Source organism: Bacteroides sp. AM54-2NS (assembly GCF_003602935.1).
Taxonomy (GTDB): Bacteria; Bacteroidota; Bacteroidia; order Bacteroidales; family Bacteroidaceae; genus Bacteroides; species Bacteroides xylanisolvens.
The window spans coordinates 23382-41851 of sequence record NZ_QTMZ01000047.1; the positions used below are offsets into that span (position 1 = coordinate 23382).

8 protein-coding genes and 5 pseudogenes are annotated in these 18470 nt (G+C 39.0%); 8 read left to right on the forward strand and 5 right to left on the reverse strand.

Going from position 1 to position 18470, the window contains the following annotated elements; genetic code table 11:
- Positions 1-61: 61 nt before the first annotated feature.
- The 6 genes and pseudogenes from DXA05_RS21200 to DXA05_RS21225 all read left to right on the forward strand — a co-directional run bounded on the left by DXA05_RS21200 (position 62) and on the right by DXA05_RS21225 (position 11700).
- A complete protein-coding gene (locus DXA05_RS21200) occupies positions 62-2773 on the forward strand; it encodes a sugar-binding domain-containing protein (RefSeq protein ID WP_074910483.1) in 2712 nt (903 codons plus the stop codon).
- Positions 2774-2877: 104 nt separating this feature from the next.
- Positions 2878-4022 (forward strand): annotated as a pseudogene (locus DXA05_RS21205) (glycoside hydrolase family 130 protein).
- A 14-nt stretch (positions 4023-4036) separates the two neighbouring features.
- Positions 4037-6967 carry a glycoside hydrolase family 2 gene (locus tag DXA05_RS21210; RefSeq protein ID WP_074910486.1) on the forward strand — a complete coding sequence of 977 codons (2931 nt, stop codon included), beginning with the start codon at positions 4037-4039 and terminating at the stop codon, positions 6965-6967.
- A gap of 13 nt (positions 6968-6980) precedes the next feature.
- Positions 6981-8082, forward strand: a pseudogene (locus tag DXA05_RS21215) (glycoside hydrolase family 88 protein).
- Positions 8083-8256: 174 nt separating this feature from the next.
- Positions 8257-10289 (forward strand): annotated as a pseudogene (locus DXA05_RS21220) (hypothetical protein).
- 20 nt (positions 10290-10309) lie between these two features.
- Positions 10310-11700, forward strand: a pseudogene (locus DXA05_RS21225) (FAD-dependent oxidoreductase).
- A gap of 479 nt (positions 11701-12179) precedes the next feature.
- On the opposite strand, the gene DXA05_RS21230 reads toward DXA05_RS21225, so the two are convergent.
- Together DXA05_RS21230 and DXA05_RS21235 are read right to left on the reverse strand one after the other, a co-directional pair.
- Positions 12180-13733, reverse strand: coding sequence for a HAMP domain-containing sensor histidine kinase (locus tag DXA05_RS21230; RefSeq protein ID WP_128859613.1), 1554 nt, complete (start codon positions 13731-13733; stop codon positions 12180-12182).
- Positions 13734-13829: 96 nt separating this feature from the next.
- Positions 13830-14450, reverse strand: a pseudogene (locus tag DXA05_RS21235) (ATP-binding protein); the annotation flags it as partial.
- A gap of 108 nt (positions 14451-14558) precedes the next feature.
- On the opposite strand from DXA05_RS21235, the gene DXA05_RS21240 reads away from it, so the two are divergent.
- The gene (locus tag DXA05_RS21240; RefSeq protein WP_224262824.1) at positions 14559-16427 is read left to right on the forward strand and encodes a recombinase family protein; all 1869 of its coding nucleotides are present in this window, start codon (positions 14559-14561) and stop codon (positions 16425-16427) included.
- Positions 16428-16521: 94 nt separating this feature from the next.
- Here DXA05_RS21240 and DXA05_RS21245 read toward each other — a convergent pair whose 3' ends face one another.
- Both DXA05_RS21245 and DXA05_RS21250 read right to left on the reverse strand, forming a co-directional pair.
- Positions 16522-16779, reverse strand: a complete 258-nt coding sequence (locus tag DXA05_RS21245; protein ID WP_004296555.1) for a hypothetical protein — start codon at positions 16777-16779, stop codon at positions 16522-16524.
- 335 nt (positions 16780-17114) lie between these two features.
- Positions 17115-17393 carry a hypothetical protein gene (locus DXA05_RS21250; protein WP_117809445.1) on the reverse strand — a complete coding sequence of 93 codons (279 nt, stop codon included), beginning with the start codon at positions 17391-17393 and terminating at the stop codon, positions 17115-17117.
- Between the two features lie 102 nt (positions 17394-17495).
- On the opposite strand from DXA05_RS21250, the gene DXA05_RS28025 reads away from it, so the two are divergent.
- Complete coding sequence (locus DXA05_RS28025; RefSeq protein WP_224262825.1) at positions 17496-17840, forward strand: hypothetical protein; 345 nt, start codon at positions 17496-17498, stop codon at positions 17838-17840.
- Positions 17841-18159: 319 nt separating this feature from the next.
- On the opposite strand, the gene DXA05_RS21260 is transcribed toward DXA05_RS28025, so the two are convergent.
- Positions 18160-18426 carry a hypothetical protein gene (locus tag DXA05_RS21260; RefSeq protein WP_070612864.1) on the reverse strand — a complete coding sequence of 89 codons (267 nt, stop codon included), beginning with the start codon at positions 18424-18426 and terminating at the stop codon, positions 18160-18162.
- Positions 18427-18470: the final 44 nt, after the last annotated feature.

The following is an 18470-nucleotide window of genomic DNA, read 5'->3' on the forward strand; positions in this document are numbered from 1 at the left end:
TGTCCTCATCCGTTTTTAGACTTTTAAGATTATATAAACAAATAAATTGTAACGTACGAATATGCACAACATTGCTAAAACCTTTTTCCCGATTTTATTATTACTTTTTGCTGCAGTAGTGACAGCACAGAATGGGAAGAACAATGTCGGAAATGCGCAACGCATCTGGCTTGATTCTGAAATTGGTCATCAGGGCGACTACCAGTGGAAAATGATAAAAGCTGGAGATGCAACAGATCCCGGAGAAAAGATTTCGTTATCCAATTATGCAACTACAAATTGGATGCCGGCCATCGTTCCCGGAACAGTTTTGAATTCTTTGGTGTATAACCAAAAATACCCGGAGCCTTATTATGGAATCAATAATAAGATTGAATCTAAATTGATACCGGATATTTCTGAAACCGGACGTGACTTTTACACCTATTGGTTTCGGACAGATTTTACAGTACCGCAGTCATTCAAGGGAAAGACTGTCTGGTTACAGTTGGATGGTATCAACTACCGGGCAGAAGTATGGGTGAATGGTAACTTATTGAGCACAATGAACGGTATGTTTATTCAGGACTATATTGATGTTACGGATTTTGTGAAAATCGGAGGAAAAAACGGACTGGCTATAAAGGTCTATCCGGTAGATGTTCCCGGAAGTGCGAAGCCGAAATCCTGGGGAGCAGCCGGCGAATTCCATAACGGTGGAAACGGTAACATTGGTTTAAATACTACCATGTTGATGACGGTAGGTTGGGACTTTACCTTTATGGACGGTATCCGTGACCGTAATACAGGTATATGGAAAAATATTTCCCTCTATGCTACAGGCAGAGTAGCATTACGCCATCCTTTCGTTAAATCTGAATTGCGAAAACCTGATTATGACCAGGCTCGTGAGACTGTATCGGTTGAAATTATCAATCCATCGACCAGTAACCGGGTAATCAGTTGCAAGGTGAAGGGTGAAATTGTGGGTGAAAATATCACTTTCGAAAAGACCTTCCGACTGATGCGTGGAGAAGAAAAAACAGCAACCTTCTCCCCCGAAGAATTCCCGCAACTGATTATTAACTCTCCAAAATTGTGGTGGCCTGTCAATAAAGGACCACAAAACTTATATGATCTGAAACTGACAGTATCAGTTGACGGTAAAGATTGTGATTCTGTAAAGACAAGATTCGGTATTCGTGAAATTGTCTCGGATAGAAAGACTCCCGATAAATCACGTGTCTTTTATGTGAACGGCAAACGATTATTTATTCGTGGTACCAACTGGATACCGGAAGCCATGTTGAGAACTTCAGATGAACGTACTTATGCTGAATTGCGCTACTCCCGTCAGTCCGGTGTCAACCTTTTAAGAATGTGGGGAGGCGGAATTGCCGAGTCTGATTATTTCTTCCAATTGTGTGATGAATTGGGACTGTTGGTATGGCAAGAATTTTGGATGACCGGTGACACTCGTCATCCGCATGACAAGGGCCTTTATATGAGTAATGTGGAATCTACCGTAAAACGTATTCGTAATCATCCTTCTTTGGCTTATTATGTTGCTTCTAATGAGAGTACAGAAGTTACCGGTACTCCTGAATTACTGAATAAACTGGATGGTACACGTGGCTTCCAGATGCAGTCCGAATGTGAAGGAGTGCATGATGGCAGTCCTTACAAACAGGTAAATCCGATGCAGCATTATGAAAATACGGCCTCTCCCAGAGGAAGCCGTGTAGACGGATTTAATCCGGAATACGGTGCACCTACTCTTCCGACTGTGGAAATCCTCCGGGAAATGATGGATGAAAAAGACCTTTGGCCTATTAATAAGGAAGTATGGGATTATCTGGATGGAAATGGTTTCCATCTGATGAGTACTATGTATACAGACTTGGTGAATAACTACGGAAAATCATCATCCATTGATGAGTTTGCACAGAAAGGACAACTGTTGGGAGCTATTAATTCGAAGAGTATCTGGGAAGTATGGAACTACAATAAGCTGGATTATGGTGATCGTTTCTGTTCCGGACTTTTGTTTTGGTATCATAACTGCTCTATGCCTCAAGTGGCTTCCCGTATGTGGGACTGGTCTCTGGAACCGACAGCATCCCTTTATCATACTGCCAACTCTTTAGAGCCATTACATGCACAGTTTGACTATTTGAAAAATACAGTGTCTGTAGTGAATGATTATTATCGTGAATTTAAGAATTATAAAGTGATAGCACAGGTTTACGATATTAACAGCAAGAAAGTATTTGAAGAATCAGCAGTGGTTAATCTGCCTTCGGATGGAGTGGTGAATGATGCGCTGACTATTCGTTTCCCGGAAAACATATCTCAAGTTCACTTTATTAAACTGATTCTGAAAGATGAAAATGGAAAAGATGTTTCTTCCAATTTCTATTGGCGCTCCAATGACAAATATGAAGGAAGCAAGACTTTGACCGGTCCGGCTGCTTCAGGTTTTGAAGATTTGAGTAAACTGAAGCAGGCAAAAGTGAAACTTACCTATAAAGTAAGAGAAGATGATAACAATTACTTTGTAGATATTACTTTGAGAAATACCTCCGGGCAGATTGCTTTCTTTAATCAGTTGCAATTCCTGAATTCAAAGATGAGTCCGATACGTCCGTCGTTCTATACAGATAATTTCTTCTCCCTGATGCCGGGTGAAAAGAAAACGGTAACCATTGAAACCGCAAAAGGAAAGTTGAAAGATGGAGCTGTGTTGGCACTGAAAGGCTGGAATATAAATAAGCAGGAATATAAATTGAAGTAGAAAAGTAAGAATATGAATTGATTCTGCTTTCTTTGTTTCGGTAGATTGTAGAATCAATCATTGATATTGTAGAGAAATCATTTTAATCATTAAAAAGAAGTGAGATGAAACTTAAGTTTATCATAGGTGTAGTCGGTATATTATCAGCATGTGGATTTACTAATGCACCTTCTTTAGATACTACTCAGGAAGAACAGGATAATAATTGGGTGATTGGTCCGTTCCATCGTCCGGAAGGAGTTAATCCTGTCATATCACCGCAACCGACAGAATTTTATTGTCCGATGCGGAAACAGCAAGTGAAGTGGGAAGAAAGTGATACATTTAATCCGGCTGCTACTACAAAAGACGGAAAAATTATTGTACTTTACCGCGCAGAAGATAATTCGGCTCAAGCATAGGTAAAAGAACTTCACGTGTTGGTTATGCTGAAAGTAAGGATGGGATTGAGATGAAGAGGATGGCTAGCCCTGTTCTTTTTCCTGCCGAAGATAATTTTAAAGATCAAGATTGGCCGGGGGGCTGCGAAGATCCCCGTGTGGCTATGACCGAAGACGGATTGTATGTGATGCTTTATACGGCATGGAATCGAAAAAAAGCGCGTCTTGCTGTAGCTACTTCCCGAGATTTGAAGAATTGGACAAAGCATGGACTTGCCTTTGATAAGGCATATAACGGTCGATTTAATAATCTTTTCTGCAAGTCAGGTTCTATTCTAACAAAATTGAAAGGAAATCAATTGGTCATTGATAAAGTTGACGGTAAGTATTTGATGTATTGGGGAGAGTATGCGGTATATGCTGCTACTTCTGATAACCTGATTGACTGGTATCCGGTTTTGGATGAGAAGAATGAGCTAATGAAAATTATACAACCTCGTAAAGGGCATTTTGACAGTTTGCTGACAGAATGTGGTCCTCCGGCTGTTCGTACCAAACATGGTATTGTTCTTATGTATAATGGTAAGAATAGTGGTAAAACTGGAGATGCTGACTATCCAGCCAATGCTTATTGTGCCGGACAGCTGTTATTGGATGGTGACGATCCTTATAAAGTATTGGATCGTTTGGATAAGCCTTTCTTTGCTCCCGAGGCTCCTTTTGAGAAGAGCGGACAGTACAAAGATGGAACAGTATTTATTGAGGGGCTTGCATATCACAAAAGGAAATTATACCTCTATTACGGTTGTGCGGATTCTCGGGTAGCAGTCGCCGTATGTGATGATGTAAAGAAGTTGAAGATTAAATAGTAGATTATAAAACAATGAGAATAAAGCTGAATATATATATTGCTTGTATTGCTATTTTTCTGTGTTCTTCTACAGAATGTATTTATTCGCAAAAACTGAAATGGAATTTTGGTCTGCCCCGCAAGCAGAGTTCCGAGGTAATACCTCATTCAAAACATTCGTTTCAAACAGCTAATCCTAAAAAGAAGGTGATAGAACCCGGAGAATTGAGTCCGCTTTCCGATTGGGAGTATCAACTATCCAAAGGATGGGAAATGATAGAAGGGTATAAAGCCAGAGCAGCTGAAAAATCTGTAGTTGCGCAAGATTTAGATACAAGCGAATGGTATTCGGCAACAGTCCCAGGTACAGTATTAACTACATTGGTGGATCAGGGTGTATACCCTGATCCTTATTGGGGACTTAATAATTTATTGATTCCCGATACGCTTTGCCGGATGGACTGGTGGTATCGCAATTCTTTTAATATTCCTCGTAATAAAAAGGGAGAGAAAGTGAAGTTGATTCTGAATGGAATCAATTATAAAGCGGAGATCTGGTTCAATAGGCAATTATTAGGAACGATGACCGGTGCTTTTGAAAGAGGTATTTTTGATATAACTCCTTGGGTGGATTATGATAAAAAGAATCTGTTGGCCATTCGTATTCTTCCGCCTAATAATCCCGGTATTCCTCACGAGGCAAATAGGAAAGAAGGAATTGGTCCCAATGGTGGAGCATTGTGCCTGGATGGTCCTACTTTTATTTCTTCAGAAGGCTGGGATTGGATTCCCGGCATACGCGACCGAAACATGGGTATTTGGCAGGATGTCAGAATCAAATTTGGAAATGAATTGGAAATCGTTGATACACATGTTATTACGGATTTGCCTTTGCCTGACACTACTTCTGTCAATTTTATCGTTCAGACGGAGATTTATAATTCTTCTAAAACGACTCGTACTGCTAATTTGCATTTTAATATTGGCGGAGTGTCAGCTGTTTATCCGGTTTCTTTGAATGCAAATGAAAAGAGGATGATTAAGCTGACTTCTAATGAGTGCAAAGAACTGCAAATGAAGAATCCACGTCTCTGGTGGCCGAATGGGTATGGAGAACAGTATTTATATGATGCATCTTTAAGTCTGATTTCATCAGGTAAGGACACACTTGACGTAAAGAAGATGCGTATCGGTATCCGTGAGTTGGAGTATGAATTGTCTGCATACGAGGATAACTCTCCTATAGTGCGTTTGAACTATAATCCGACTGCTGCTTTGCAGGATGGAAAACCCGCTTTTGATACTGTGAAACGTAAGAAAACAGATAATAAAGTTCGCTATACGAATTACGATGGAGAGTTTGTCCCCTATTTATTAAAACCAGTATCTTCACAAGGAATAGAGTTGATAAAAGATTCACTGATGAAAGAATATATGGTTATAAAGGTGAACGGACAACGGATTTTTTGTAAAGGAGGTAACTGGGGAATGGATGATGGTATGAAGCGAGTTTCCCGGGAACGACTGGAACCTGCCTTGAAGTTGCATAAGAATATGAATTATAATATGATTCGTAACTGGACGGGTGAGAGTACGGAAGAAGTATTTTATGAGCTTTGTGATGAGTACGGAATGTTGGTTATGAATGATTTTTGGCTTTCGACAGATGGGTTTAACCTCAATCCGCTGGATAACTGCCTGTTCGTTAGAAATGTGACCGAAACAGTACGTCGTTTCCGCAATCATCCCTCTATCGCTTTATGGTGTGCACGTAATGAAGGATTTGCAACCAATGAACTTGAGTACATGTTGGCCGCCACTTTAGCTAAAGAGGACGGCAGCAGGCATTATACAGGAAATTCCCGTTCATTGAATAGTTCAGGAAGCGGGCCTTGGCGTTATCAGTTTGATGCAGGCTGGTACTACCGTTCTTTAGCAGGAGGATTCCGATCCGAAGTGGGTACTCCTTCGCTACCTACGGCTGAAACAGTTCGTGAGTTTATGGCGGAAGAGGATACATGGCCCATTAGTGATGTTTGGTATTATCACGACTGGCATAATCATAGATATGGTAGTAAGACTTTTAGTGAGCTTTATAAGGAAGGGATGGATCGTAAACTGGGACCTTCTGATAACTTGGATGATTTTTGTCGGAAAGCACAATTGATTAATTACGAAAGCCATCGGGCTATTTTTGAAGCATGGAATAGTAAGATGTGGAATGATGCTTCCGGGGTGCTATTGTGGATGAGCCATCCTGCATGGCCCAGTATGGTTTGGCAGAATTACAGTTCAAATGGCGAAACTGCCGGTGCCTATTATGGCACTCAAAAGGCGTGCCGTCCTCTTCATATTCAGATGAGTCTTAATAGTCAACATAAAGTTGATGTTATTAATACTACGCTGAAAGAATATCGGAATTTGAAAGTGGAAGTCGTGGTTTACGATAAAGTAGGAAAAAAGATACGTTCCTCACAACAGAAGGTAAGTCATGTGACAGCTAATGCACTGACTCCTGTAGCACAATTAGAGGATATAAAAGGTCTTCCTGATTTCAGTTGGGTAAAGCTGGTATTGACAACAAATAATGGAAAGTTGTTGGATGATAATGTCTATTGGCTCAATCAAAAGGAATGGGATGGAAAGGTTTTGACTGATTTACCGATTGCTTTGGTGAATGTATCTGTGAAGAATTTTGCGAAAAAAGCAAATCATTATGAGGGTAAACTTATTGTGAAAAATCCAGGACAATATCTGGCAGCCGCAATAGCATTGACTTTGAGGAATGCAAAAACAGATGCGCCCATTCGTCCAGCTTATTTTGATGACGGATATTTTTATTTGATGCCCGGTGAATCTAAAGAAATCCGTTTTCAGGTAGATTGTAAAGAAGGTGTTGATAAGATGCTTTTGCGGGTAGATGGATATAATGTTGAATCGAAAGATATATTGTTGAATAAATAAAGATTAGGTATTTATGTATAAGAAGGTATTAATATTATTATTTTTTATTCCTTTTCAGTTGTTGTTTGCTCAAACGAGTATGTTGAAAGATTTCCCGGAGCTCTACTCCGGAGGAAATAGGTAAGCGATTGGCCTATCGTTTTCTGACAGAGAAACATGCGCTTCATGTCGGAAAATGGATTGGTTATCCGGAGACTTTCTATTGGAACGGGGCTTTACGGTATGCTTATCTTGCAAAAGATAAAGAACTTCTCAATCGTTTGCAAGATAAGTTTGAACCTCTGTTTACCGAGGAGAAAGCGTTGCAACCTATTATGAATCATGTTGATGTGAATATGTTTGGGAGTTTGCCACTTGAGTTATATCTTGTGACGAAGGATAAGAAATATTGGTATTTAGGATTGCCTTATGCCGATTCTCAATGGAAAGTGCCTGCAAATGCGAAACCGGAGGAAAAGGAATGGGCTGAAAAAGGATATTCCTGGCAAACACGTTTGTGGATTGATGATATGTATATGATTACAATCGTGCAGACTCGTGCTTATAAAGTGACGAAGGATAAAAAATATATTGATCGTGCAGCTAAAGAGATGGTGATGTATCTGGATGAGTTGCAACGTCCGAACGGTCTTTTCTATCATGCACCGGATGTACCTTATTATTGGGGGCGCGGAAATGGCTGGATGGCTGCCGGAATGACGGAATTACTTCAGTGTCTGCCTAAAAATCACAAAGACCGTCCTCGTATTTTGGAGGGCTATCGGACAATGATGGAAAGTCTGAAGAAATATCAGAATCCGGAGGGCTTGTGGAATCAGTTGATTGACCAGTCTGACTGTTGGACTGAAACATCCGGATCGGCTATGTTCACTTTTGCTTTTATCAAGGGAGTTAAGAATGGATGGTTGAATGCTGAAGAATATGCTCCTGCTGCTCGTAAGGCGTGGATAGCTTTAGTCTCATATCTTAATGATAAAAATCAAGTGAGAGAAATTTGCGTGGGCACGAATAAGAAGAACAGTAAACAGTATTATTATGACCGTCCACGCCGCACGGGTGATTATCATGGGCAAGGACCTTATCTGTGGTGTGCTGCCGCTCTAATGGAAAAGTAATTGTTCCGGTATTGAGTAGTAATTGAGGCTTTTGGGAGATATTTCTTTTGATTTGGATAATTTTTTTATTTATAGCTCAATTTCTTTTATTCAATGTGAAGGATGTTCCTTAACTTTGGTTTAACAATTTAGTACAAACGGAATCAGACAGGCTGATTCGCAATCATGTTTTATATGAGTTTGAAATATTTACTTTGTGGGATGGCTTTTGTGGCATGTGCCACTATTGCTGAGGCTTTTAATAATGTGCCGGAATCGATTTCTGCATCTATTTCTTTGAAAGTACCTGGAAATGGGGCGAAACACTATCCATTGACTTTTCAGAAATCGCAGAATAATAATGGCACTTATTATTTGGAGAATTCGGAAAAGATGCCGTTGACTGTGTCTCAAAATATAGTTACTGGTAATGATGGGCTACGTATTAGTGTATCTATCACTGCATTGGAAGATGTCTATTTTAATTACAATCAACAGATGGCAACCGGCTTCCGTCATGATGACTGCCTGTTCTATATGCCGGGGTTCTGGTATCGACGTAATCTACGTTCACCCAAAGAGGCTCCTTCATTCCATACATCAGATAGTTGGATTGTAAGCGAAGACAGGTTAAGTGCACCTCTTACGGGAATTTTCTGTGAGAAGACACAACGTTTTATGACTGTCAACAGACTGGATAAGTTTGTAAACAGCACTTTGGCCACGCATCGGGAAGGTGAGATTATTCTTTCGGATAAGACATCTTTGGGGTATACCGGATTTGAAAATAAAGGTGGTGTTGCTACTCTTTCTTTCGGTTTTCCTTATCGGGAAGCTCCCAAAAGTTATATTCGTAAATTGACATTAGCTCCGGCTGTGACTGCTTATCAGCTTCTGAAAAAAGGAGAAACTATTTTGTTGACCTGGCAAATTGTTGAAGGTGAAGTCAAAGACTATTCTGATTTTGTGCGCCATACCTGGGAATATTGTTATGATACATATTCTCCCAAGCCTGTTGATACTCCCTACTCAATTGAGTATATGAAGCAGACTCTTAGCCAATTCTTTGTAAGTAGTTTTGTCGATAAATATCCGTTGGTGTATAATTCGGGCATACATCTTAGGACAGACGCATGTACAAGTAATGGGCAGGCAGAGGTCGGTTTTATCGGTCGTGTTCTTCTGAATGCATTCAATGCTTGGGAATATGGCTGGGAATGTAACCGGGAGGATTTGAAGGCTAATAGTACTAAAATCTTTGATAGTTACCTGAAGAATGGTTTCACAGAGGCAGGCTTTTTCAAGGAATCGGTTAATTTTGATAAGAATTCTGAAGATCCTGTTCATAGCATCCGTCGTCAGTCAGAAGGGCTTTATGCAATCTTCCATTTCCTGGCTTATGAAAAAGAAAAAGGACGTAAACATCCGGAATGGGAACAACGATTGAAGAAAATGCTGGATATGTTTCTGCAATTGCAAAATGCTGACGGCAGTTTTCCACGTAAGTTTCGTGACGATTTCACTATTGTAGATAAAAGTGGGGGAAGCACTCCTTCTGCTACATTGCCTTTGGTGATGGGATATAAGTATTTCAAGGATAAACGTTATTTGGATAGTGCTAAGCGGACTGCAGGTTATCTGGAGAAAGAATTGATTTCTAAAGCAGATTATTTCTCATCTACCTTGATGCGAATTGTGAAGATAAAGAAGCATCACTTTATGCTGCAACTGCTACTTATTATCTTTCATTGGTTACTAAGGGAGAGGAACATAAACATTATGCTGACCTGACAAAGCAAGCCGCTTATTTTGCCTTATCATGGTATTATTTGTGGGATGTTCCTTTTGCTCCCGGTCAGATGCTGGGTGATATTGGTTTGAAAACACGTGGCTGGGGAAATGTATCAGTAGAAAATAATCATATCGATGTCTTTGTGTTTGAATTTGCCGATGTGCTTCGTTGGCTGTCGAACGAGTATAACGAGTCTCGCTTTTCAGATTTTGCAGAAGTAATTTCAACTTCTATGCGCCAATTATTACCTTATGAAGGGCATATGTGCGGTATTGCAAAGGTAGGTTATTATCCGGAGGTTGTCCAACATACAAGTTGGGATTATGGAAAGAATGGTAAAGGATACTATAATGATATTTTTGCGCCCGGATGGACTGTTGCTTCTTTGTGGGAGCTGTTTACACCAGGGCGTGCAGAGACTTTTATGAAAAAGTAATTATAATAAATTAATTTGTAATGACGTCTAGAAGAGATTTTCTTAAAAAAGCCGGGCTGCTTAGTGCTGCTTTTGCAGTTCCTGCCCTTAATGTGAATGGCGATACCCCACAGTCTAAAATACGTCTGAAGAATACTAAGATTGCGGTGGACGATCGATGGGATGTTATTGTAATCGGTGGTGGACCTGGTGGATGTACCGCTGCAATTTCTGCAGCTAGGGAAGGTGCTAAGACTTTATTGATTGAGGCAATGGGGCAACTTGGTGGTATGGGAACTGCAGGGATGGTTCCGGCATGGTGTCCGTTTTCGGATGGTGAGAAAATCATTTATAGGGGATTGGCGGAAAAGATATTCGAGGCATCAAAAAAAGGAGTGCCTCATGAGAGAAAACAGAAGTTGAACTGGGTGAACATAAATCCCGAATATCTGATGCAGGTTTATGATCAAATGGTCGCTGATTCGGGAGCTCAGGTTCTTTTCTTTTCGAGGGTTGCAGCCGTTGAGATGTCAGCAAATGATACAATAGACGCTATCATTGTGGCAAATAAATCCGGACTTGTCGCATTCAAGGCGAAAGTCTTTATTGATGCAACAGGAGATGGTGATGTGGCTGCATGGCAGGTGCTTCCTTTAAAAAAGGAGGAGAGGATGGAGTAGTGCAAAGTTCTACTTTATGTTTCTCGTTTGCCAATGTCGATAGCTATCACTATAATCTCATAGGCCCTTCATTACATACGAGTAACAAGAATAGTCCTATTTATGATGTGATTAAGTCCGGAAAATATCCATTGATAGGCAAACATTTCAATAGTAATCTGATTGGTCCGGATGTGGTTCAGTTCAATGCAGGGCATATTGATAATGTTGATTCGACCGATCCATGGGATACTACGCGGGCAATGGCTATCGGTAGGCAGATAGCAGAGCAATATTTGGAAGCACTGAAAGAAGTGCGGCCCAAGGCTTTTGGTAGTGCTTTTGTAGTGAAGACTGCCTCCTTGCTGGGAGTCAGAGATAGCCGTCGGATTGAAGGGGATTATACGTTTACTTTTCAGGACTGGCTGGAACGCAAAACGTTTGAAGATGAGATCGGACGTAACTGTTACTATATTGATGTTCATAAGCCAGGCCATAAAGAGACACGTTACAAAAAAGGAGAGTCGCATGGAATCCCTTATCGTTGTCTGACACCCAAAGGATTAAAGAATCTATTGGTGGCTGGTCGTTGTATCTCTACTGATGAAGAGGCTTTTGGAAGTTTGCGGGTAATGCCTCCTTGTCTGGTGACGGGGGAAGCCGCTGGAATGGCTGCTGTGCATGCCATCAAACAGACAAGGAATGACGTTCATAAAATTGATACTGTTTTGTTGCGTAAAAGGTTAAAAGAAGAAGGACAATACTTTTTATAAATGCTTGGAGGAGGTATTTTATAAGATGTATCTCTTGACAAATGCTTTTAAATGTTGTATCTTTATAGTCGAAAAAAGAATCTAAACCTTGTAAATAGCAGATAAAAGAGTATGAAACTAGTGACTTAAATGATATAATATTACAACAAATATAGAGAATATTTCTAGCATACACTAAGAATGGTGGGCTGGATATAAGCAAGAAGGCTGCAAATTTTACAAAATTTGCAGCCTTCTTGTTGTAAAAAATAGAAATAAAAAACCGGAAATCAGCTTTTGGAGTTTCTAATAAACATGGATACCGTTTATAATAAACTACTCCAAAGTTTATTATAAATATGAGATGCGTTTATGTATGAACCTGTCCATATTTTTGTATACTTCAAAACAAAAGCTTGGAATAGTGCCTGTCGGAGGTAACTATAATAAACAAATTAGGAAGTAATCTAATGATACAAGTTATTCGTTTTATGCAAAATTTAGACGTGAAGTTCCAGTATGAAACGGGTTCCTTTGGTATAGCCGATATCTAGCGTTAGGCTACCATTCATTTTTGCGGCGATAAGTGAGCAGATTGGTAATCCTAGCCCATCTCCTGTAGTGAGGTCTTTCACTTCCGTGAAAGGTTTGAAGATATTTTCCTGTTGCTCTGCCGGAATACCGATTCCCGTATCCGTCACGATAAACTGATGAGTGTGCGCACCACGTTTCTTGAACTCAAGGCTGATACGTCCTTGTTCGGTGTAGAAGGCTGCATTTCTCAATAAATAGAGAAGGATACGTTCCAGTTGTTCCTTGTTTGTCTTTACCTGAAGTTTGGGAGCATTAACTGAAGGAGTAACATCTATTTTTATATGCTCCTTAACCTTGTCCATTACATTTTCGCAGAAAGTACCTACGTTGATTTCACCCAATTCATAGAGTTCGGTTAATGAATTCTCTAATGAAGACAGCTCCTGGATATCATCGCTGAATTTCTTTAGAGCAGCGACCTGGCTCTGCATTTGGCTCGCTTCTTGAGGGGCTTTCTGTAAAAGTTCATTCGCAGAAGTAGCTAACGTATTCAAAGTCGGCTCCATCTGTGAAGATATGTTCTGTATGAATTTGGTTTTTAATTCATTATGTTCATTGGCAATCTTCACACTTTTCTTTAATTTGCGGTTGTCGGCGATAAATTTCAGTAATATGGCGGCCAGTATTGCCAGTCCGGCTACGAGGATGACTACAAGAACACACAGGCCTATAATGATGTATTGTTTGGCTGATAGCGTGTCGTCTTTTTCTTGTATAGTCAGTTGGCTTTCGTCATATTTCCTTTTCAGTACATTCAGTTCGTCTTGAGCTGTCAGCGCTTTCACGGAGTCTGTCCAAACGATGTAACTTTCATAGGTGCGTTCCATTAAAGGGGCGTTATTGGCTTTACGGGCAATTCCGATAAGGTTTTTGTAGCAATCACTCACTTTGGCGTAGTCTTTCTTTTCCTTGTATTGATTAATTAGTTTGCGGAAACAGGCATCACCTTGTGTGTTTTGGTTAAATGTATAGTAATAGTTGGCTTTTGTATACAGTAAAACCTCTGTCAGTGAGTCATTCTTGGCAAGGTTAGCAGTTTCTTCCAGTTTATTCAGCTGTGTTTTTGCCTGAGCTGGATTTTTAAGTGCCGTGTACATCTGCAACCGCTCCTTGTTCACGAGGAAGCGGAGGTCATAAAAGACTTTCTTCTGATTTTGCTCTCCGGCCCATATAAGTTGGTCCATGTCACGACAAAGTTCGAATCCTTCTTTGTAAAAGTTCTCTCTGACGTATAAAGCATTAGCCTGAACACCACATTCTATTGCCTGTGGATAGTTTTCTCGGGTTGCAAATGCTTCGTATGCCTTTTTGAATAAGTAACGTGCTTTGATGTAATCTTTTTGATTGAGGCTACTTTGTGCTTGTTCTTTTAATTCTGTGGCTCTGTCTCGGGGAGTTTGAGCATAAGTCATTATACTCAAACAAAATGTCATTAAAATAGCTATTATCGATTTTCTCATATTAGAATTATTTATTTGTTACAAATGTAAAACAAATATATGAAAAAAGATAGTGCTGATGATGAAATAATTCTCTTCTGTTTGTATTCATTGTTATTATCCTGCCCAGTTCTCTCTGTCGAGATTCCGATAACTGATAGCCTCTGCCAAATGATTGGGGAGTATTTGTTCTGCTCCTTCCAAATCGGCGATTGTACGGGCAACTTTTAAAATCCGGTCATAGGCTCGGGCAGACAGATTGAGCCGTTCCATAGCATTTTTCAGTAATGCGAGCCCTTTGGCATCTGGTTGAGCATACATTGCAAGCAGTTTGCTGTTCATTTGTGCATTGCAATAAATTCCGGTATATTCGGTGTAGCGTCTTTCCTGTATTTGACGGGCTTTTATCACTCGTTGCCTGATGATATTGCTCGATTCTCCCTGTCTTTGATCGGAAATCTTATCAAAGGGTACAGGTACAATCTCTATCTGAATGTCGATGCGATCTAATAATGGACCGGATATCTTATTCAAGTACTTTTGAACCTGTCCGGGGCTGCATACGCATGCTTTTGTCGGATGGTTGTAATATCCACAGGGGCATGGGTTCATGGATGCAATCAGCATCAGATTGGCCGGATAGCTGATAGTACTTTTGATGCGGGAAATAGTGATCTGGCGGTCTTCCAATGGTTGACGCAACACTTCCAACACTCCTCGGTTGAATTCCGGCAATTCGCTATTCTTAAAATACTTGCACCATTGTAGAAACTTTCTTATCTTTGCGAGAGGTAAAGACTATTATCTGTGCTATTATATTGCATTATAGATAGTTAGCTAATAGTCTTGATTGCAATAATATTAAATGTAACAGATATGAGAGCTGCATTTTTGATTAGGTGCTCAACTAAGAAGCAAGACTATGAGCGACAGGTAAATGACCTAACTAGACTGGCTAAGAAGTTTGGTTATACGTCAAGTGATAATATGATATTTGGTGAGCATATCACTGGTAAAGATGATGCAAGTAAGAGAGATAGGCAGTCTATTCAACGTCTAAAAGATGCTGCTATTAATAAGGAATTTGATGTCGTTTTAGTGTCGGAAGTTAGCCGAATGAGTCGTGACCCTATGTCGGGTCGGTTATATGTTAGACAGCTTATCAACATGGATATTCCTGTGTATTTTAGGGATATTGATACTTGGACTATAGACCCTGTAACTGGCAAGAAAGTTAGAGATGCTGAAACTATTATAGGTGCTGCCTTTGATGCTGCTTGGAAATACATAAAGAGTATGAAAACACAAATAGCATCTGGTAGACGTGATGAACTGGATAACAATCAAATGAGTATAGGACAGCCCTTCTTTGGTTATAAAAGATATGGTGGTAGAGATAAGGGTAAGAAGAATAGTTGGGTGATAAATGATGATGCCGCTAAAGTTGTGGTAGATGTATTTGAAGAATATGTTAAAGACGGTGCAACACTGAAATCTACAGCTTTGGCTATTACTGCCAAGTATGGTGAACAATTTAATAAGAAATTCAGCATAGGGACTATAGAGCATATTTTAACCTTTGAACCTTATTGTACTGGTATAAAGGTTGTATCTCTTACTGACCCAGATACAGAAGATGTAGATGAGTTTGAAGTCGAGATACCTACTATCATAACTAGGGCTATGTTCGATAAAGCCACCACTAAGAGAGCTACAAATAGAACTGCTAGAACTCCTTATCCAAAACAGGCTACTTATATATTGAGTAAACTTCTTAAATGTCCTATCTGTGAACACTCATTAACTCCACAGAAACGTGGTGGAGATAAGGGGGATAAATATAGATTGATGAATGGGAAGGTAGCTATTAGGTGGTCATGTATGTCGGGTATCAATAATGCTACAGATTGTAGTAGTCGCATTACAATTAGTAATGAGAAATTAGAAGCTATTATTTGGGGCTTAGTTAAACAGGAGTTAATAGGATTTGCCAATTTGAATGATGAGGATAGAGTAGCTAGGGTGGTGGAACTTACCGATAAAATAACCAATTTGGAAATGAATATAGCCAACTTTACATCTCATATATCTAACATGGATAGATTGATAGAAAGAGCTTATAGTGCTTATATGGATGCTCCGGATTCTGTAATGGATATAGCTAAAGATAAGTACTATAAAACCCTAACTAAGTGTGAGAATGAGAGAGCGGAGTGCAAGGATAAGATAGAAGCTTTAAATGTAGAGAAGTTAAGATTGGAGAATATGAGGACGTTCTTCAACCAACCTACCTTGCCAAAGGATGCCATTGAGAAGGCAGAATCAGACCCTATTAAAATGAGGAACTTAGTAATGGAACTAGTAGACAAGATATATCCTTATAGGATTACAACCTATGTATCACCAGCTACTAATAGGATAATGAAGAATGGTATAGTTCTATTGGAAGTATATACTATAAATGGAATTTATAATGTCCTATATGACGGTAATCAGAGGAATAATAAGGTAGCCTATTATATTAGCGGTAATTATGCCACATTCCAAAATGGAAAGAATAAGCTTGATGCTTATGATGCCGGAGAGTACTTTGTTATCTCTAATGCCACATTGGTGACTGAAACAGAAGATGTAGATTTAACAGTAACCTTTAATGAACTGATAAAGATATGTATGCAGAATGGTTGGGAAATAGATTATACTTACAAGATGTAATATTTCACTGAATATAATTATTAACTAGTAAATGTGGTTGATTAAATTGAAAATGAGGTTGTGCCAATGTCTTGACACAACCTCACGAAAGATGCTATTGGGCGTTTAATGCAGCTAAAGCTGCTTCTAAAGCTTCTTTAGACATGCCACTCAATAACTGTGCTTGACTTGAATGTTTCAGTTCTGTACAGTTCTTAATCCATTCACTGTAAACTGCTATTCTTGCATCACACCAAGAAACAAGGTCGGAAGCTGTTGCTCCCTCTTTATACCACATTCCATAAGTTCTATGCATTTCTGCACGTTTACGTTCTTCAGCACTCTTTACATTTGCATTTTCCAAATTTGACATAGTTTTAATTATTAAGTTAATAATACATTTATTACCAGCAAACCTTACTGGATATTCAGATTATAAGCTAGTAAATTAACTATTATCTGGAAATGCGTTGCAAATGTAGTATGAAATTTAATAACCTCAAAGGAATAATAAGGATTTCTTGTATGATAATTAATTCTTATATAATAATTGATTTATACGTAATATTGTATCTAGCCTATCAAGTATTATCTAAACAAGTTATTTGAATGGCTAGGTAATAATATTACTATTCCCTACTAGTAGGGTCAAGTACATAGGAATTTACTAGCGGAAGGTAGGGTAGGATATATAGGCATACAGAGACTTTATATCCTACGTTTCTTATCATATCCCAGATTATAGAACTTCTTAAACATCTCCCAAATGTAGCCAATAAATCCAATTATGATGAATGGCAGGAAAGGCAGAAGAAGGCTACTCCAACCATATCCCAAACACAGCCCTATAATTACGCCTATGACATATAAGGCTGTTATAATTCCGCAACCTATCATTACTCCTCTTCCTCCTGCCATTACGTATTTAATTGGAGCATTAGGAGTGAAGAAGTCTGGTTCTTTATTCTCTGATTGATTATTATTCATATTAGTTTATTTATAGTTACGAGATATTAGTTTAATTCTTATCTTTGTAGTAGAATTTCATAAAAGTTGCTAGTTATGGGTGTTCTATTGGTTACAGGTATTTTGAAGGAGATAACATGTTTACAAGCTGTTGCTGATGATGAAGCGTGTAAATATGGTTACGAGTCGTGGATAGCCTACTGTTATAAAACCAATATATTTACAAGATTCATTACTATATGCCCTTGCTGTAAGAAGTCATTTACTAATGACAACCCTGCTGTTGGTGGGCATGTACTTGCTGAATACGGACGACTAAATGCAGAAGGTAGACTTATTTATACCGAGTGTCTTACTCCTATCTGTAAGGAGTGTAATGACAGTTATAAGAATCATCAGGCTTTGAAAGTATTTAAAGTCCGTGGTTATCATTTATGTCGAGTACCTAATAAGCCACCTAAACGATAAACTTTAACATCAAAGAATATATCTTAATGATTAAATCTAATAGAACAAGAATACAGCTCGACTTCTTGTGAAGTTACTCATTAGTAAGTAGTTAAACAAATGGCGGTATGTTAATCAATCGTTAAATAATAGCTTGTCTAACATCTCCTTTAGTTGTTTGGGTAACTTCTTTCTAGGGTTACAGTTTACAGGATTGTCAACCTTTACTAGTTCATTCTTATCATTCAGTTCGTATCTAGTTACACGATACTGTTGCTTCTTGTTTCTTTTCATATTCATAATTTACCTCCATTCTTATATCCTAGTTTACCTAGCTCATTTACTTAGATTTGGGTATAAATATCTCCTTACCATTCTCATCATATTCTGCTTTAAATGGGTTAAGAATCTCTTCATGCCCAGTTAAGCAATCAGTATCATCTTCATCTTTTACACCTGTATCATACTCATCATCGAATAAGAATGGCACTTCTCTCTGTACAAGTCTTCTGTCTCCAGTCTCTAAGTTAGTTACATAGTACGTACCCATATTAATATAGGTGTACTCTTTACCGTCTACAACCTCTGTATAAGGATATTCTTCCATAATATTACTCTCTATTATTTATAATTGCTGGAGCTGTTGTACCA

What these genes read in the sequence shown, in the direction of transcription:
- DXA05_RS21230 (WP_128859613.1), bottom strand. Translation starts at nt 13,733, where the DNA reads ATGAGAAAATCGATAATAGCTATTTTAATGACATTTTGTTTGAGTATA.
- DXA05_RS21250 (WP_117809445.1), bottom strand. Translation starts at nt 17,393, where the DNA reads ATGAATAATAATCAATCAGAGAATAAAGAACCAGACTTCTTCACTCCT.
- DXA05_RS21200 (WP_074910483.1), top strand. Translation starts at nt 62, where the DNA reads ATGCACAACATTGCTAAAACCTTTTTCCCGATTTTATTATTACTTTTT.
- DXA05_RS21245 (WP_004296555.1), bottom strand. Translation starts at nt 16,779, where the DNA reads ATGTCAAATTTGGAAAATGCAAATGTAAAGAGTGCTGAAGAACGTAAA.
- DXA05_RS21210 (WP_074910486.1), top strand. Translation starts at nt 4,037, where the DNA reads ATGAGAATAAAGCTGAATATATATATTGCTTGTATTGCTATTTTTCTG.
- DXA05_RS21260 (WP_070612864.1), bottom strand. Translation starts at nt 18,426, where the DNA reads ATGGAAGAATATCCTTATACAGAGGTTGTAGACGGTAAAGAGTACACC.